The 18,047-nt window shown below is 44.5% G+C and carries 12 protein-coding genes; 6 read left to right on the forward strand and 6 right to left on the reverse strand.

The window, feature by feature from the left end; translation table 11 throughout:
- Window positions 1-84: 84 nt before the first annotated feature.
- The 4 genes from Xinn_RS15065 to tssF are packed head-to-tail and all read right to left on the reverse strand — an operon-like array spanning window position 85 to window position 5,722.
- Window positions 85-1,113: a DUF2235 domain-containing protein gene (locus Xinn_RS15065; protein WP_099137678.1), complete on the reverse strand. Its 1,029-nt coding sequence runs from the start codon at window positions 1,111-1,113 to the stop codon at window positions 85-87.
- 10 nt (window positions 1,114-1,123) lie between these two features.
- Complete coding sequence (locus Xinn_RS15070) at window positions 1,124-1,879, reverse strand: DUF4123 domain-containing protein (RefSeq protein WP_244590218.1); 756 nt, start codon at window positions 1,877-1,879, stop codon at window positions 1,124-1,126.
- Window positions 1,879-3,933 (reverse strand): type VI secretion system Vgr family protein, encoded by a 2,055-nt coding sequence (locus tag Xinn_RS15075; protein WP_086956015.1) that lies wholly within the window; start codon window positions 3,931-3,933, stop codon window positions 1,879-1,881. The genes Xinn_RS15070 and Xinn_RS15075 overlap by 1 nt, the downstream gene beginning before the upstream one ends.
- Before the next feature lie 37 nt (window positions 3,934-3,970).
- On the reverse strand, window positions 3,971-5,722 hold the full coding sequence (gene tssF / locus Xinn_RS15080) for a type VI secretion system baseplate subunit TssF (RefSeq protein ID WP_086956016.1): 1,752 nt from the start codon (window positions 5,720-5,722) through the stop codon (window positions 3,971-3,973).
- Window positions 5,723-6,228: 506 nt separating this feature from the next.
- On the opposite strand from tssF, the gene Xinn_RS15085 reads away from it, so the two are divergent.
- From Xinn_RS15085 to fur, 6 genes are all read left to right on the forward strand, one after another.
- Window positions 6,229-7,335 carry an efflux RND transporter periplasmic adaptor subunit gene (locus tag Xinn_RS15085; RefSeq protein WP_086956017.1) on the forward strand — a complete coding sequence of 369 codons (1,107 nt, stop codon included), beginning with the start codon at window positions 6,229-6,231 and terminating at the stop codon, window positions 7,333-7,335.
- Between the two features lies 1 nt (window position 7,336).
- Complete coding sequence (locus tag Xinn_RS15090; protein ID WP_086956018.1) at window positions 7,337-10,450, forward strand: efflux RND transporter permease subunit; 3,114 nt, start codon at window positions 7,337-7,339, stop codon at window positions 10,448-10,450.
- A 45-nt stretch (window positions 10,451-10,495) separates the two neighbouring features.
- Window positions 10,496-11,086 carry a TetR/AcrR family transcriptional regulator gene (locus Xinn_RS15095; protein ID WP_086956019.1) on the forward strand — a complete coding sequence of 197 codons (591 nt, stop codon included), beginning with the start codon at window positions 10,496-10,498 and terminating at the stop codon, window positions 11,084-11,086.
- A gap of 212 nt (window positions 11,087-11,298) precedes the next feature.
- On the forward strand, window positions 11,299-11,589 hold the full coding sequence (gene ybfE, locus Xinn_RS15100; protein WP_086956020.1) for a LexA regulated protein: 291 nt from the start codon (window positions 11,299-11,301) through the stop codon (window positions 11,587-11,589).
- A gap of 173 nt (window positions 11,590-11,762) precedes the next feature.
- Window positions 11,763-12,296: a flavodoxin FldA gene (gene fldA, locus Xinn_RS15105; protein ID WP_086956021.1), complete on the forward strand. Its 534-nt coding sequence runs from the start codon at window positions 11,763-11,765 to the stop codon at window positions 12,294-12,296.
- Window positions 12,297-12,759: 463 nt separating this feature from the next.
- Window positions 12,760-13,212 (forward strand): ferric iron uptake transcriptional regulator, encoded by a 453-nt coding sequence (gene fur, locus Xinn_RS15110; protein ID WP_086956022.1) that lies wholly within the window; start codon window positions 12,760-12,762, stop codon window positions 13,210-13,212.
- A 95-nt stretch (window positions 13,213-13,307) separates the two neighbouring features.
- Here fur and Xinn_RS15115 read toward each other — a convergent pair whose 3' ends face one another.
- Together Xinn_RS15115 and glnS are read right to left on the reverse strand one after the other, a co-directional pair.
- The gene (locus Xinn_RS15115) at window positions 13,308-16,001 is read right to left on the reverse strand and encodes a beta-N-acetylhexosaminidase (RefSeq protein ID WP_086956023.1); all 2,694 of its coding nucleotides are present in this window, start codon (window positions 15,999-16,001) and stop codon (window positions 13,308-13,310) included.
- A 310-nt stretch (window positions 16,002-16,311) separates the two neighbouring features.
- The gene (gene glnS / locus Xinn_RS15120; protein ID WP_086956024.1) at window positions 16,312-17,979 is read right to left on the reverse strand and encodes a glutamine--tRNA ligase; all 1,668 of its coding nucleotides are present in this window, start codon (window positions 17,977-17,979) and stop codon (window positions 16,312-16,314) included.
- Between the last annotated feature and the right edge of the window lie 68 nt (window positions 17,980-18,047).

The raw sequence follows: 18,047 nt of genomic DNA on the forward strand, positions 1-18,047 counted from the left end.
TGTGTATAGGTCATAGTGCATTTTCCTTTGGCGAGAAAGATGCCTACTATAGCAACTGACCGCCTTTCTTAGAAATTGCACTTATTAGTCGAATCCAAGTAATACATTTAATAAATCCGCATCTTTAGCCAAAATACGATTTGCAAAATGACGAGAAGATGCTGCCCCACGACTAAAACCTATAATATCAAACTGAAGAGATCTGATATTATCTTTTACTTCATCTTGTAATTTCAAAAGTGCAGTTTTGATTTTTTGAATAGCAATATCCGTTTTAGTGATAACCCCCGTATCGCCTCTTCCTGTTCCATATCCAACGACACTGTCAGATTCACCTGCCTTGGTACCAACACCATCTATATACACTTTAATTTGATGATTTCCATCACTAATTTCATCTTCCTTATATATTTTATATAAGAAAACTATATTGGTATAATAGTTGTCGTAACTTAGCCGCCACACATCACCGGGTGCTCCGTATTTGTTGAATGAGCAGTCGGAATTATTAGGCTGTTCTGAAGGAAACCCATCCTCTGTTATGGCACAGAGACGCTCATTGGTATTATCCACATTGTTCCCAGTGCCATCAAAAAAGACGCCAATCGTCAAGTTAATACCACTTTCAATCACCTGCATTTCCAACACATGCCTTCGTTTAAGTTGAGATGTGCTGAAACCTTCTAGTGTCGAATTTTTAAAATGTTCAGATGATTTCAATTCATCTTCCTGCCAGCCTTTAATCTTCGGGTATGCGTCACTGAGCATACCCAACGTAATATATTGGTATTCATGCCCGTCCAATATAGCCGTTGGCTTTACAGAAGAATTGACTTCTCCCGTTTGCTGACGAGGTGTTCGTTTAACTACTTCATCGGCAAGAATTTGCGCTGTAACAGATAGCGTCACTGGCATAGGGGGGAGTTCTTTTTCACGTACTAAGCCATTTCCATCTGTAGTCCCCGTTCGTACAATGCTTTTGTTTCCCCGGCTTTTCAATTTATAAGGCATTCCTGACAAAGGGTTACCCTCTTCATCAACCAATTGAAACTCAATCCAGTTTTTCAATATATCTGGGCAGTTAATGCAATCCTGCTGTTCTAACCGGCTCATTTTTTCTTCCTTAATTGATTTCGGTAATAAATTGTTCAACAGTGAGCTTATTCAGGTTTTGTTTTTCATCTCTCGCCTGCTTAAGCCACGCCACAAGACTGTTTTGCAATTGCCCTTCCGGTTCATCCAGTTTCAGCGCCAATTCGGAGTTTTCCTCCCAAAGCTGACAACTTAAGGAGTAGGCTAAATTCTTGAGGGCAGTATCGGTTGAGTAACGGGCTTCAATCAGGTGATCGCCCAGCACAAATAAATTCTTTGTTAATACCTGAGGGCAGTTTTCCGGCCGGTAATAGCAATACGGTTCGGGCGTATCGATCATCAGCTCATTAACAGGAGTTAAGAGTTCACGCCAATCGCCGGGCTGTAGGGCGGGCAGCAAGGGGGTGAAAATGCGGTTATCCATCAGACGCAAAACCACCACTTGCCCACGGAGCAAAACCTGCTGATGCAATCGCCAGTGCTCTAACTGAAATGACCACGGTAACGTACTGCGATAGCCCCAACCCCAACTGGCATCGCTGAATTCGTGTTTATCCAGCAGTAAAGCCAGTTCCGGCAGGCATTTGGTTTTGGGTTGAATCAGCCACGGACTTTGTTCCAGCATGGCATTCATCGACGTACCGCTGTAGAGTGGAAACGCCTGCTCTGTCCAGCCATTAAGGTAAAAGGTCTGAACCGGATTCGGTTCCGCCAGACTATTGACCAGAAAATAACACTCCCCTTTGTCCTGATGTGACAGCCAGCTTTTCCAATTAGTCGATTCCATTATGCTTCCTCTGCTCCGGTGATAACCCAGTTTTCCTCTTGCTGTGCGAGGATGGCACAAGGTGGTTTAGCCGGAAATTCGGTTACAGGAAGTGCTTCAGCCATCGGAAGTTGCCCTACTTGTGCGAGCGGTTCTACCCCCTCCGGCAGTTGCAATGAAACGCCACGCCCGCTGCCTGCGGAACCCTGCCCGACATTAATCATGGAAGATAAAATGCCCGCTGGTGTGACTTTCAGAAAACTGCCGCCCACTTTCAGGGTGATTTCTGCCGCCGCTTCCAGCACCACTTTGCCGCCACTTTTCAGGTGGATTTCCTGCCCGCTGTCAATCACGGTCGCATCACCGGTCTGGGTATGCTGGCTACCTGCAATCCGGTGGGAAACATCGCCTTCGGTGGTGATTTTGCGCGAACCGGCTACCTGATGATGATCATCAGCAAGGATCTCGTGATAACGGTTATTATCGATACGTTGTTTCTGGTCATGTTTGATATGCCAGAGGGCATCGTTTTCGATATGGGCGGTAAAATCTTTCTGCCCATGGAAATAAATTTCCTCACTGTCCTTGGCATCCTCAAAACGCAGTTCGTTAAAACCCTTACCCTTATGGGTTTTAGTCTTAAAGGTCGTGCGGGTTTTCTGCGCCGGTAAATCCAGCGGCGGACGGTTCAGGCCGTTGTAAACACAGCCGGTGACGATGGGCCGGTCAATATCACCATTGAGATAGGAAATAATCACTTCCTGACCGATACGCGGGATCGCCATAAAACCAAAGCCGTTACCGTTCCAGCCCTGTGCGACGCGAACCCAGCAGGACGCGCTATCATCGGGCTGATCGTAGCGGTTCCAGTGAAAATGGACTTTAATCGCGCCCTCTTTATTAACGAAAATCTCTTCCCCTTCCGGCCCGACCACTATCGCGGTTTCATCGCCATCGGCCAGCGGTTTGTAGTGGAATGGCGGACGCCAGTCGGCAAGGCCATCAATAAAACTGAAATGATTGCTGAGCGTGGTGCCTTCTCCGCTGCTATCGCCCAGAGCCTGCGGGCAGCGCCCGTGATGGCTGATGCCGACTACCTGCCAGCGGGCATTCAGCGGCTTATGTGGATGGCTTTTTATCTCAAAAATCTTACCCGGCATCAGTTTGATGCAGTTACTGTTGCCGCTGCCGGTTTTTTTCTGGTTATCCAGTGCTTCATGGCGGTATTTGAGAAACGGTTTGGCGGCGGCATCTTTCTGAAAACGCCCGTAACTTTCAAACACGGTGTAGGGGGTTTTGCTGCCGAAGTCGCGGAAACCTTCGCTGCTTTCCATATGGGAGAGGTGATAGCGTGGGTTCTCCGGGTTGAAGTCTTTATAAAAACTGCGCTGCGGACTCATTCCGACGCCCAGCCGCACCTGATAAATGGTATCTGTCCCGTGCGCGGTTTCCGGCTGGGGCTGGTAAAGCAGCGGAAGCCCCGCAGTCATCCCCAGATGGCTGTCACTGAAAAACAGGGTTTCATCTTCAAACCAGAAACTGATCCCCTCTTCCGCAGCCAGACGGCTGAAAAACCCATAGTCAGATTCCCGTTTCTGGGTCACATATTCCCTGTCCTGATGCGGATCGTAGAGCTTCGAATCGGCACGGACTTTATGCTTTTTCAACAGACTATTCAGGATGGCAGGTACATTCTGCTGATGGAAAATCCGGCTGTCCTGATTGAGCGTCAGACGCCAGAGGGCAGGTCGCACCGTCACGGTATACAGGGTTTTATTGCCATCAGTGCCTGCCCAATCAGCATGGGAAACGATGCCGGTAATTTTGCGTTGCAATGTTGCACCGTTAAACACCTGCAACACTGCTTCCTGCATCAATAGTGTGGTTAAATCGATTTCCGGCTTCGGCCGAAAGGGGTTATCAGGCAGGGACTGAACCAGTGTCAGATTGAGGGTAAACAGTTCAGATAACCCTTCCTGAAGGGAAAATTCACCCACGGCAAAGGTGGATTCAGGCAGCCCCGCTATCTGAAATGTGAAGCGTAATCCGCTTTTTGAAGTTTGCAGTAAATTCATGTTTTTTCGCTCCTTATTTATTCTTTATTCCTTAGAATTACATCTCCATGCGTGCCCCATAGACTTCTTTGAATTCCCACAGATTTTTTTGGTGCGAGGTAGATACATCCAGCTTGACGAAGGTGGACTGACTGACAAAGCAGGCCATCGCCTCATGGATTAACCGACAGAAGCGGTACATCTCCCCCGGATTAGCGTAACAATCAGGGTTCAGGGTCAGTGACAGCAGACGCCCACGGACAGGGCAGCCCAGCTTCATCCGGTCAATCAGGCTCTCTTCCACCTGCATAATGCCGTCGATATGCCGCTGGATATGGCGGCTGAGGGGGCGGTTAAATTCGGCATAATGGTTAAACAGACGAAGAAAATGCTGCATCCCTTCTGTGGTAAACAACAAAATGGGTGGGCTGGAGAGGCAGGAAAGTAGCGGCCAACCGGAGTTATCCTGCAACATCGGCGGAGAATCGGGGGTCACTGGCATAATATTGTGCACGCTGAGATGCGAAGGTGAACCCTCCTGCATCACATTGATGCTGCCTTGCTCCAGTATCATGGCGGGTTCATGATAGCCGGTGAAATCGCAGGCGACCGTGAGTTCAGGCAGGTTGCGAGCCGGTTTACCTGTCAGGTCAAAAAAATGCAACCGGTGTTGAATGCGATCCAGCAAATCACGTTCGGTGCGGAGCTGGTAGTAGAAATAATCCGGCTCTTCCCCGGCCAGCAGTTCCGCTGCGGGCGTAAACTGCGCTATTGGAAGATAGCGGTAAGGCGTGCCCCGTTGGGCGTCATCATCGGGTTGTTGAACCACCTGAACGTCATGCAACCGGAACAATTTCACCGAATCCCCCAGCGGCAAGGGATAACAGTGATTTTCGGCACTCAGCAGAATAGGCGGGCTGAACCGTTTTTCCAGATGAATAGCCGGCACACAGCCCAGCATAAAAGCATCACTGACATCATCCAGCGGCAGTTCGCCTTCAAAACGAAAAATCAGTTCAAACGTGCCGTCCGCATTGAGCGGAATTTCCTTGCGATCACGGCTGATATCCAGCGTGACAAAATTATACAGATGCGGCAGGGCATAATATTCAACCAGTGCTTGCAGGCCGGTATAGGTGTTCTTTTTCATCGGCAGGATGGGCTTATCCAGCAGGTCATGCCAGCCATAAGGAAAACAGTTCAGTTTACGTTGCTCGCCCTGTGCGCTGACGCTCATCTCACAGATATGCTGGTCAAGCCACAGGCTGAGCTGTGCTGCCTGCTCAGTATCCGTGCCCAGGAAGAAAGAGAGCGCGCCGCATTTCCAGACCGAAGAAGTACTTCCCGTCTGACACAAGGTCAGAATAATTTCACTATGCGTGCCGGTTTTTTTCACCCTGCGATCCCGCACCACTAAAGGCTCAATATGCAATGGGCGGCAGGTTTTGAACGTGAGTAATTGCTCCTCCGCCTGTGCAGAAACAGCCGTGTTTCCGGGAATATCCGCAGCGCCCTGATGTTCACCATCGGTGGGAAAAAATTGCATGATTGTCGTGGGTGGGATAGGGCACAGTACTAACGGCCAGATACGGGACAGAATACCGTGAGTAATTTCGGGGAAATCATCCTCCAGCTTATCCCGTAAGCGGGCAATCAGCAGAGAAAACGCTTCGAAAAGGCGTTGAATATCGGGATCATGGGCCGTTGCCAAAAAATCTGTTAAATGGGGGGATTCTTTTGCCACGCGCTGAGCCAGCTCCCGCAGGTAGGCGCGTTCTTGCAGGTACAGTGATTCCTTGTTGTTTATCATTGAATTTCACTTACATTTTTACCCGTCAGGGATCGGAATAGTGCTGAATGAATAGAAGATATTAGGTCTATAATTGTACACATTCATCAGTGAAATTAATCAAACAATTAAATCCAATTTTCATATAGTTTTGGTGAAATATCGTCCTGTCGGCGGAATTTGCACGGGAATTCAGTAAAAAAGAGAAATGACACCACGTCACGATTAATGAGATGTTCATCGCCGGGCTGAGCACGTAGAGGACGCCTGTAAAAACTCAAAATAACCGCTTGTAGGAATTTGTATTTGTTCGTTAACAGTCTCATGCCAGAGGATAAGGGAGCTTCACAAATACTCAGACCCGGAACAAAAACGCAAATTCCATTCATAATTTATAGTTAATCTTTCAGGAATCAATTCAGAGTAGAATGCTGCCGAAATTGTTTGCGTCTAATTTATGGATAGACTAATCTATCTAAAAAATAGGCACTAATTTAAGCATTCATGCAGATTAGTAAGGACGATAAATGGCAAGAAATTTGTTATCCCTTCTTAGCTTTTGTTTTTCTATTCTTATTTTCAACACAAACGCTCAGACACCCACGGAACAGATGTATGTTTCAACCACGACAATGCAATCTGTTTCCTTTGTTCCTACCGTCAATATATTAGGCTCTGTTGTCGCCAGAAATGAAGTTGTCATCAGCCCTACACTGACTCAACTTATCATTACCCATGTTTTGGTCGAAGAAGGTGATCATGTCAAACAGGGGGATATTCTGGCTATGCTGGAAACGCCCATTCAGGATGACAAAGTCAGACAGGCCAGCGCAAGACTCGAACAAGCGCAGTCTATGGTAAAACAGAATGAGGCTGTAAACAGTCAGGCACAGTCTGAGCTGAAGCGGGTAAAACCTCTGATCAATACAGGTGTAATTTCAGCCAGCGAATTTGAAAAATATAAAATGGAGGCAAACTCCGCACTGGCCGCTCTGAATGCAGCAAAAGCTGAATACCGACAATTACAGGCTCTATTGCAGGAAGAGAAAAATCAACGAGCCAAAACAACGATCCTTGCTCCTAAAGATGGTGTGATCAGTGAACGTGCCGCCACAGTGGGTATGACCACTGATAATAATTATCTATTTAAACTTATTGCTGATAATCAATACGAATTTTCTGCTGAAGCTTATATTACTGACTTAAAACAGATACAGGTGGGTTTCTCTGCAACAATAACCCTGACCGGAGGAGAGAAAATAACCGGTAAAGTAAGGTATATTTCGCCAAAAATTAACCCTGTCACGCAGATAGGAAATATCAGAATTGCACTTGAAAATGTTCCCGCAAATATCAGATTAGGTGATTTCGGTTATGCTTTCTTTCAATTTAAGCCCGAAAAGATTAATGCTGTTCCTTATAGTTCAGTCAATATAACCCATGGAAATAAGGCCAGTGTTTTTGTTGTTGGTGAAAAAAATTTGGTAAAAAAGAAACAGCTTAATATAGGGCGTATTTTTGATAATTGGGTTGAAATAAAATCAGGGTTATCAGTAAACGATAAAGTTGTTGTTTCTGCATCTCCATTCTTACAGGAGATGGATACTGTTTCTATTACGCCACAGGGAAAATAAGATGAAGTTTCAATTATCAGAATGGGCTATCAGAAAGCCAATTCCCACAATTGTTATTTTTCTGGCTTTGACTATTGCTGGGTTATTCTCTTTTTCTGAATTACCGATTAATGCCAACCCAGTGATTAATTTTCCTATAGTGACAGTCACTGCTACACAAAGTGGTGCTTCTCCTTCCGAAATGGAAAATGCCGTTACACAACCTATCGAACGGGCAGTTTCTGGTTTGCCCGGCATCCGACATATTAATTCAACCATTACTGATGGTGTCTCAATTACTGTTGTCGAATTCAATTTGAATGTTGATCCCAATGTTGCCGTGAATGATATTCGGGAGCAAATCACCCAGATCCGGGCAGAATTACCACAGACTATAGATGAACCTCTGATAAACCGCATTGATGTTGAGGGGGGATCTATTCTGAATTATGCGGTTCAATCTAAGGATAAAAGCCTGACTGAATTATCATGGTTTGTTGATGATAAATTAAGTAAGTATTTATTAACCGTTCCCGGCGTACAAAAGATCAGCCGCTCTGGAGGCACAAACAGAGAGATATTAGTTGAACCCGATCCGGTAAAACTCGCGGCATTAAAAATCAGTGTTGCAGATATTAACCGGCTGTTACTCCAGAGTAATACCAATATTCCCGGCGGAAAAATGGTTATCGCAGGGCAGGATCATGCTATCCGTATTTTAGGTGCTAAGAATCAAATTGATTATTTACGTAAATTAAAACTTCCGTTAGAAAATAATAATTGGGTATCACTGGGTGATATTGCCTTAATTAAAGACTCTCATTCAGAAACAAATACCATCGCCCGCCTGAATGGTAAGCCTGTTATTGGTTTTTCTATCTTCCGTGTCAAAGGTTCAAGTGATACCGTCGTCGAAAAAGGGGTAACACAGGCATTAAAAGTCATTGAAAAAGAGTACCCTGATATTGATATAAAGCTGGTTTCATCAAATGTGAAATACACTGTAGCCAGCTATAACGCCACGATGAAAACCCTGATTGAGGGGGCGGTATTAACGGTCATTGTTGTATTTTTCTTTTTGAAAAGCTGGCGGGCAACATTAATTGCTGCCGTTGCTCTGCCGTTATCTATTCTGCCTACATTTATTATTCTGCATTTATTCGGCTACACATTAAACAGCATCACATTATTGGCAATAACGCTGGTGATTGGTATTTTAGTTGATGATGCGATAGTCGAAATAGAGAATATAGAAAAACATATTGAAAGAGGTGAAAGGCCTTATATTGCTGCGATAAAAGCATCCAATGCCATTGGTTTTGCTATCATCGCGATCACTATTACGATTGTTGCTGTTTTTCTGCCGGTCAGTTTTGTCGGTGGTTTTGTCGGCCAGTATTTTGTTCCTTTCGGGATTACTGTATCCGCCGCTGTTTTATCATCCCTGTTAGTCGCCAGACTGGTTACTCCCCTGATGTCTGCTTACTTGTTATTACCGAAAAAAGCATCAGCTAAAAAAGCATTAACTGGAGAAAACAGTGAAGCAGATAAATTCAGAACACCAAAATGGATCAATAAATATGTAGCCATTCTCGATAAAACACTCAAATTTCGCAAAACAGCGTTAGCCTTAGCCATTGTTTTCCTTTTTGGTTCACTCAGCCTGCTTGAACTGCTACCTTCCGGTTTTTTACCCAAATCAGATATCAGTATCGCCAAAATAGATATTGAAGCACCTCCCGGAACACAGGTAGCCAAAAGCGATGAAATTTTACAGAAGGTGATTAGGCAGTTTAAAGACCGCCCAGAAATTATAGATATTTTTTCTATTGCAGGCGTTGAAGGAACAGCCGGGGATATCAGTCAGAGTAAGAGCACGATTATTGTTAATTTAGTGCCCATTAATGATCGTAAATTGTCACAAAAAGAGTTTGAAGAATCATTGGCACCTATTTTAGATTCAACGCCAGATATTCGATATAGTTTTGGCAGCGGTAGCGGGAACCGGGATGTTTCAATCGTGTTAGCCAGCGACTATCCAGAGATTTTGTCTCAGACAACACAGCAGCTACGTCAGGAGATGATGGAATTAAACGGATTGAAAAATATTCAGATCCTGCAACCGTTACCCAGACGGGAAATTATTATCACTCCCAATATTGCGGAAGCGGCCAGAGCGGGGGTAACAACGGATGCGATCGGTGCAGCCATTAAAACCGCCACTATCGGTGAAATCAGTGCCAATACCTCTAAATTCAATTTACCTGACAGACAGGTGCCAATCCGCGTTTTATTGTCAAAAGAGAACAGAGATAATCTTGCTGTGCTGAGTGATATGTATGTCAACAGTACCTCAGGGGTGAATGTCCCTATCAAATCGGTAGCAGATATCTCTTTCAGCTCAGGGCCTGATGCCATAGAACGTATCTCCAGACAACGTAAGATTGTGGTTGAAGCAGATCTTGATGGTATAGCTATCGGAACCGCACTGGAACAAATTGAACAGTTATCCACACTGGAAAACTTACCGCCGGAAGTTAAAAGAATTGAGTATGGTGATATTGAATACATGAATGAGATGTTCGAACGCTTCTTCACCACTATGATGCTCAGTATCCTGATGGTCTTGGCTATTCTGATTATTCTGTTTAAGGATTTCTTACAGCCGATGACTATCCTGATTGCCCTGCCATTTGCTATCGGTGGTGCCATTGTCGCTTTGCTTCTTTATAATGCCACGATTGATATGCCCGTTATCATCGGGATTTTAATGCTGATGGGTATTGTCACCAAAAACTCAATCTTGTTGGTTGAGTTTATTCTCGAAAAATCCCGTTCTGGTATGTCACGCAATGATGCCATTATTCAGGCAGGGAGAGAGCGCGTCAGGCCAATCATCATGACAACAATTGCTATGATTGCCGGGATGATCCCGCTGGTTCTGACCAGTGGTGCGGATACCAGTTTCCGTGCCCCTATGGCTATCGCCGTCATTGGCGGGTTACTCAGCTCAACTTTACTCAGTTTGCTGTTTGTGCCTGTTATTTATAGTTATATGGATGATTTTAAAAATTATATCATTCCACATCTCAGGAAATTGTCATCGGTAACAAAAGACGATCTCAATTATCATTGATATGAATCGAGTTGATTCTGCCCCCACTCTTTGGAGGAGTACAAGGTGAAAAAACAGACGGAAAAACAGCGGGCTAAACGTAAGCATATTATTGATGCGGCCATCTCCTGTTTTATCGAAAAAGGATTTCATGCAACATCAACCGCAGAAATTTGCAAAGCGGCTGGCATGAGTCCCGGAAATCTGTTTCATTATTATCCAACCAAAAATGCCATTATTGAAGCCATTGCGGAAGAAGATAGCCATGATTATGATGAAATTCTGGCTGCCTGCCATAATGAAAACTCTGTGATTGCGACAATCGAAAAGCTGTTAGCAAAGCTGATACAGCTTTATAACGAACCCGGTTATGCCCGCCTCAGTATTGAAATTATTGCTGAGGCCAGCCGGAATCCGGTCATTAATAAGATATTTATCGAAAATGAGAAGAAAGTCCGGGAGCATTTAACCCAGTTAATCAGCAAAGGTATTGAGAATGGCGAAATTGATAAGCAGATCAATGCAGAACAGGCCAGCTCCTGGTTGATGATTACTGTTGATGGAGCCATCGGCAGACAAATTCTGGAATCAGATTTTGCATGGCAACAAAGCCTTGATTCTCTTACCTATATGATAAGAAAAGTTTTTATGCCATAACGACCGGAATCGTGCTCTGGTTAAGGTCATTGTCTTAATCAGAGCGCGCTACTTTATTTGTTTCACAACACGTTACTTAGCCACTATCGTTATACTCAATATTGTTATACCCAATCCTGATAATCTCTCCTATCAACCAGTAGCGACACGCGCTCAGCTAAGGTATCATTGCCCGCTATATTATTGGTACACGCCCTTTATCAATTAAATTTATGGCAAAAGAACAAACTGATCGCACCACACTGGATTTGTTCGCAGATGAACGCAGGCCTGGGCGACCTAAAACAAGTCCGCTGTCCAGAGATGAACAGCTTAGGATCAATAAACGTAATCAGCTACGCCGGGATAAAGTCAAAGGGCTTCGTCGCGTGGAGCTAAAACTTAATGAAGATGCTGTGGATGCCCTGAATCATCTGGCAAAACAGCGCAATATCAGCCGCAGTGAATTGATTGAACAGATGTTGCTTGCTCAGTTGGCAGCAGAAAATAACCTTACCAATTAACGGCTTTAATTCAACAGCGTGATACGGCGCTACCACACAAATCTGACAGACTTGTCATAGATGTTTGGTCAAAATGAAGTTTTTTCGTTTATTAAAACTAATATTTTTTCCTGCTGATTTCAGCGTGACATGTATATCTTAAATACATATTAAACAAGAGGTTAATCTACTTTATGGCAATAATAGGTATATTCTTCGGCAGCGACACTGGCAACACAGAGAACATTGCCAAAATGATCCAAGAAAAACTGGGCGGTGCTGATGTTGCAGAAGTCCACGATATTGCCAAAAGCAGCAAAGAAGATCTTGAAGCTTTCGATATCCTGCTGCTGGGCATTCCAACCTGGTATTATGGCGAAACTCAGTGTGACTGGGATGACTTTCTCCCGACACTGGAAGAAATCAATTTTGAAGGAAAATTGGTTGCCTTGTTCGGCTGCGGTGATCAGGAAGATTATGCAGAGTATTTCTGTGATGCTATGGGCACTATTCGTGATGTTATTGAACCTCGCGGTGCTATTATCGTTGGTCACTGGCCAATTGAAGGCTATCACCATGAAGAATCAAAAGGAATGGCGGACGATAAACACTTTATTGGCCTCACCATTGATGAAGATCGCCAGCCGGAACTGACGGATGAACGTGTTGAAACTTGGGTAAAACAGATCACGGCTGAGATGAGCCTGTCAGAAATTCTTGGCGCATAAAATTGTTCTGGCGTTTTATCGATGTCTTCTGGCGTCTTATCGAAATAAGAAACGTCTTTTGCACAGGATAATTCCTGAATAATGTGTCATGATAGCGCAATATACCCAATGGATTTCAAGTTGCGTCGCGGCAGCAAAGGAATGACTCCCGGGAGCATAGATAACTATGTGACTGGGATGAATGAGCGCAGCTAACAAAGAGGCAGCTTGAAAGACGAAGGGTATAGGTATGGTTTTCATTTTCAACATCCATGCCTATAATCTACAACGTGAAACTAAATCATGATTCTCTCACGATACACTCATACCCAATGAGTTTCGAATTGCATCGCTGCGGCAAGGGAGCGACAAATTCGTCAGAAATGAATTTGTTCAGCCAAAAGCAATTTGCAAAAGTAATTTGAAAGACAATGGGTATGTATCGTTAAAGTTCACTAAACTCAAGTTACAGGACTGAATCCGCATGACCGACAACAATAAAGCATTGAAAAATGCTGGACTTAAAGTAACACTTCCTCGCCTGAAAATTCTGGAAGTGCTACAGGACCCAGAATGCCATCATGTCAGTGCGGAGGATCTCTACAAAAAACTGATTGATATCGGTGAAGAGATTGGCCTCGCCACTGTCTATCGCGTGTTGAACCAGTTCGATGATGCAGGCATTGTTACACGCCATAATTTTGAAGGCGGTAAATCGGTTTTTGAACTCACTCAACAACATCACCATGACCATCTGATTTGTCTTGACTGCGGTAAAGTAATTGAATTCAGCGATGAATCCATTGAAGAACGTCAGAAAGATATCGCAACACGTTATGGAATCAAGCTGTCAAATCATAGTCTATACCTGTATGGTCACTGCACTATCGGCGATTGTCGCAAAGACGGTTCGTTACATGATGAGAAAGCACGATAAGAAGTAAGTAATTATTGCCATTTTGGTGTCTGACTCTGTCAGAAGAAGCTGCTGCCGATTAGCTGACGCTAATCGGCAGGTTGCTTTTTGATGTTCTATTCAGAACGCACGTTTTCGACCCGGCTGAAACGCCTGCCATCAGTGCTGACAGAACGAATTTGCACATCACCATTTACATGCGGGCGTTGCCTGTCATCGTAAGTTTCCCATGTCTTACCATCATCCAGTGAATACTGAATTTTCAGACCCGGCAAAGCGATATTAGCTTCCAGTGTCCCGGATACAATTCTTGCACCGGGTATCGGCAGACGGTACGCAATATGCGCTTTATCCAGTTTTGCCATTTCACGCTGCCCTATCAGATTAGCAAAATGAAGCCAGTCATCATTAAGCTTATCCGTCTCTACATACCGTGTTACACCACCTTTGTATTTCCTGCCCTGCTGGTAATTCTGCTCCCATCCGGCCTGATGCCATGCCCGTTCCGCCAACGGCAATAAACGCGGATAAATCATATATTCCATCTGTTCATCAGTGCGCACAGTTTCACTCCATGCCTGCCCTGACAGCCCATATGCCCCAGGCCAACGCTTACTACTGTCTGTATTAAAATAGTCTCCGTTGATATCCACCGAAGTTTCCGCATTTTGTGGCATATTATTTGGTGCAAAACTGAAGATTTTCGCTTCATCATTGAAACGGGAAGCCCAGTAATAACCCCGTTCTTTCGGGTTAACCTCATATGGCATATCCAGATAAACATAATCAGGATTAGAAATAATGACCCGATAACCTTTATTGGCCCAGTCATTAACAGAATCATAGCCACCCCAATAGAGCGTATCCCAGAAGTTCACCGCAACATGCCGTGTAGCAAAGTCTTTAACTGATTTTGCATGTTTCAGACCATCCTGCCATGACTGCATGGTATCAATACCCTGTTTATTAACGATTTTGCTGACTTCAATCGCAAAATAACTGGCCAGCTCATCAACATCTTTGATAATGCCGTTAGCAATCATTTTTTGGCACACCTGAGATTTTGCCCACGGTTTATCTTCAATTTTTTTATTGATGATCCCTTTACCCGGCTCAATCGGGCCATCTTTATCCTGATATCCCGCTCCCAGACGAATATTTTTCGCCTCATCACCACCAAAATGCCATGTTGTCAGTGGTGATCCGGCTTCTTTATGCATGGCGGCAATTTCATTGATGACTTTGTCAACAAAACGTTTGGAGGACTCCATACAGGGGTTCAGGTAGCTGTGGCGATCATAAAACTGTACAGATGTTGTATTTGATGTGTCTGTCGGGTCGAGCAAACGATACTCATTAGCTACCTGCTCTTTTCCCTCTGCCATTAGTTTTCTGTAGCGTGCTTCCATTGAGATTACTGCTGCACGGGCATGAGCCGGGATATCAATTTCCGGGATCACCTCTATCTGGCGGGCTTTGGCATATTGCAGAATATCGATGTAGTCCTGACGGCTGAAATAGCCGCTTCCCATATTATTGCTGTCCGGCCCTGAGCCTAATTGTGGCAGCAGGCATTTTGTCTCACTGAGATCATGGCAGCGTTTACTGCCGATTTCTGTTAGCTCCGGTAAACCGGGAATTTCCAGCCGCCAGCCTTCATCATCACTTAAATGGAAATGGAATTTATTCAGCTTATAAACAGCCATTTGGTCAAGCAGACGCAATATTGCTGCTTTACTGTGAAAATTACGCCCGACATCGAGGAACATGCCACGATACTCAAATCTGGGCGCATCTTTTGCCGTTAGTGTGGCAATTTTAGGTTCTCCATCAGCCGGGAGCAGAGAAAACAGCGATTGCAGGCCGTAAAATACGCCGGACTGATCAAAAGCAACAATTTGCGCTCCCTTAGTGGTGATATCCAGTGAGTAAGCCCCCTTTACCCGCCAGTTACCCGCAAATTTGTCGGCATTAATCTGAGTTGTAATGAGATAACCATTATCAGTTAACTTGATTTTATGAGCAGCAAAGCGATCCCGAACCACTTTGATTGACTGACTACTCAACCCACCCAGCTCCAGCTTTACTCCCCGGGACAAATTGACATCCTGTGAGTGAACAATCACCTTTTTAGGTGTCGGAATAATTTTCCCCCGCAGCTTATCCTCACTAATTAGCACCATCTGCCGATTTTTCTCAAAACGGTTTTCCGGGGTCATTAGGATATTATGGTCGGTTGTGGTTCGTTTCCATTGCTCTCCTGTAAAGTCAGATAAAAATGCACTCAGATCTTCAGTATCAGTATTTGCCAAAACTTTAGGTATGGCATCACCGGATGTGGCATACCAGCGCGGCATAAAATCGGTACTGTAAATCTGCCAGTATTCTCCGATAATCGGCAGTACGATTTTTTCATTCGCTCTGATACCCCTGAACTTTTCTGTCGGTTCCAGTTTATGCAGATCACCTGTGATATGAGTTATTTTATATTGCTCATTATCACTTTTGAGGATTGGGCGAATACTGTGGAAATAGAGTGACCAATCCGCAGAATCAATATTCTGATTACCATTGGTCAATGTGATATTAACCCGATTACAGGCTGCCCAGTCTGCGCCTAAAATGGCACAGTCAGTTCCATGTGCTCCGGCCTGATTGTCTACCATACTGAAATTCACGTTTAATTTGCTGAGTGAATCCACTATCTGCTGTGATGTCATTTCCATACGAATGTTTTCTGCACAAGTGCCTGCAGTAAACCCTGCCGCGATGATAAATGCTGCCAAAGTATGCAATTTAATACTTTTCATTAATAATGACCTCGTCCGAGTTTATTATTTTCGCCCAGAACAGAAGGCTGTTTCTGGCATATTAAAACGCGTTTAAACAACATGTTATAAACAACATCATTTAAGCAATACGGCTTCAACAACACGGTTTAAATTACACGATTTAAATGACATGGCATCAACACAAAATAACCCTACACAACATGTGACTATAAGGCAATTTTTAATCTTGGAAGGAGGGATTAATTTTCATTACGATTCTTTTACACATAAAAAAAGCGCGACAATAATCGCGCTTTTCCATTGGGTATATGCCTGATTTTAGCTGGCGTTACTCTTTGGAGATTTTCGCCCAAGTATCACGTAAACCCACAGTGCGGTTAAACACTAAATGTTCAGAAGTTGAACGTTTGCTGTCAGCACAGAAGTACCCTTCGCGTTCGAATTGGTAGGTTTTTTCTGCCTGCGCATTCACCAGACCCGGTTCAACAAAACCTTTACGTATCACTAATGACTCAGTGTTAATCGTGGACAGGAAATCATCTTCCGCTCCCGGGTTTGCCACACTGAACAGCCGATCATACAGGTAGAATTCAGCGGGTGCGGCATGTGCTGCACTGACCCAGTGAATAACGCCTTTCACTTTACGGCCATCAGCCGGATCTTTATTCAGCGTCTGCTCGTCATAATGACAGTAAATCGTGGTGATGTTGCCTTCTGCATCTTTCTCAACACGTTCCGCTTTAATTACATAAGCGTTACGCAGGCGTACTTCTTTACCCATGACCAGACGCTTATACTGACGGTTGGCTTCTTCACGGAAATCAGCCCGATCAATATAAAGTTCACGGCTGAAAGGCACTTCACGGCTGCCCATTTCCGGCTTATTCGGATGGTTAGGCATGGTCAGGATAACTTCACCTTCCGGCATATTCTCAATAACCAGTTTCACCGGATCAAGAACGGCCATAGCACGTGGCGCGTGTTCATTCAGATCGTCACGAATACAGGACTCCAGCGCAGCCATTTCTACATTGTTATCCTGCTTAGTGACGCCAATACGACGACAGAATTCACGGATTGATGCAGCGGAATAACCACGACGGCGCAAGCCGGAAATGGTTGGCATACGCGGGTCATCCCAGCCATCAACAATATTTTCAGTCACCAGCAGATTAAGTTTACGCTTGGACATTATTGCGTATTCCAGATTCAGGCGGGAAAACTCATACTGACGTGGATGGCAGTCAATAGTGATGTTATCCAGTACCCAGTCATACAGACGGCGGTTATCCTGAAACTCTAATGTACAGATAGAGTGTGTAATACCTTCCAACGCATCGGAAATACAGTGGGTAAAATCGTACATCGGATAGATGCACCATTTATTGCCAGACTGATGGTGTTCTGCAAATTTGATGCGATAAATAACCGGATCGCGCATGACGATAAAAGGAGAAGCCATATCAATTTTGGCACGCAGGCACGCTTTACCTTCTGCAAACTCTCCGGCCCGCATTTTTTCGAACAGGGCAAGGTTTTCTTCCACACTGCGATCGCGGTACGGGCTGTTTTTACCCGGTTCTTTCAACGTACCACGATATTCACGGATCTCTTCAGGACTTAGTTCATCGACATACGCCAGACCTTTATTGATTAACTCAATAGCGTATTGATGCAGCTGGTCGAAATAATCAGAAGAGTAACGGATATCACCACTCCACTGGAAACCCAGCCATTGAACGTCTTGTTTGATTGACTCAACGTATTCAATATCTTCCTTAACCGGGTTCGTATCGTCAAAACGCAGGTTGCATTGCCCCTGATAGTCTTGTGCAATGCCGAAATTCAGGCAGATCGACTTTGCATGACCAATATGCAGATAACCGTTAGGTTCAGGCGGGAAACGGGTATGCACGGATGTGTGTTTACCAGTTGCCAAATCTTCGTCAATAATCTGACGAATAAAGTTTGTCGGGCGAGTATCTGCCTCACTCATCGTTTTATTCCTCAATGCAAAAAGCGCTTCAATATAACGCTCTATAATCTATTAAGCTGAACCGAGAA

Origin of the sequence: Xenorhabdus innexi, assembly GCF_002632485.1 — a bacterium.
Classification (GTDB): Bacteria; Pseudomonadota; Gammaproteobacteria; order Enterobacterales; family Enterobacteriaceae; genus Xenorhabdus; species Xenorhabdus innexi.

What these genes read in the sequence shown, in the direction of transcription:
- fldA (WP_086956021.1), top strand. Translation starts at nt 11,763, where the DNA reads ATGGCAATAATAGGTATATTCTTCGGCAGCGACACTGGCAACACAGAG.
- fur (WP_086956022.1), top strand. Translation starts at nt 12,760, where the DNA reads ATGACCGACAACAATAAAGCATTGAAAAATGCTGGACTTAAAGTAACA.
- Xinn_RS15115 (WP_086956023.1), bottom strand. Translation starts at nt 16,001, where the DNA reads ATGAAAAGTATTAAATTGCATACTTTGGCAGCATTTATCATCGCGGCA.
- Xinn_RS15070 (WP_244590218.1), bottom strand. Translation starts at nt 1,879, where the DNA reads ATGGAATCGACTAATTGGAAAAGCTGGCTGTCACATCAGGACAAAGGG.
- ybfE (WP_086956020.1), top strand. Translation starts at nt 11,299, where the DNA reads ATGGCAAAAGAACAAACTGATCGCACCACACTGGATTTGTTCGCAGAT.
- Xinn_RS15085 (WP_086956017.1), top strand. Translation starts at nt 6,229, where the DNA reads ATGGCAAGAAATTTGTTATCCCTTCTTAGCTTTTGTTTTTCTATTCTT.
- tssF (WP_086956016.1), bottom strand. Translation starts at nt 5,722, where the DNA reads ATGATAAACAACAAGGAATCACTGTACCTGCAAGAACGCGCCTACCTG.
- Xinn_RS15075 (WP_086956015.1), bottom strand. Translation starts at nt 3,933, where the DNA reads ATGAATTTACTGCAAACTTCAAAAAGCGGATTACGCTTCACATTTCAG.
- Xinn_RS15090 (WP_086956018.1), top strand. Translation starts at nt 7,337, where the DNA reads ATGAAGTTTCAATTATCAGAATGGGCTATCAGAAAGCCAATTCCCACA.
- glnS (WP_086956024.1), bottom strand. Translation starts at nt 17,979, where the DNA reads ATGAGTGAGGCAGATACTCGCCCGACAAACTTTATTCGTCAGATTATT.
- Xinn_RS15065 (WP_099137678.1), bottom strand. Translation starts at nt 1,113, where the DNA reads ATGAGCCGGTTAGAACAGCAGGATTGCATTAACTGCCCAGATATATTG.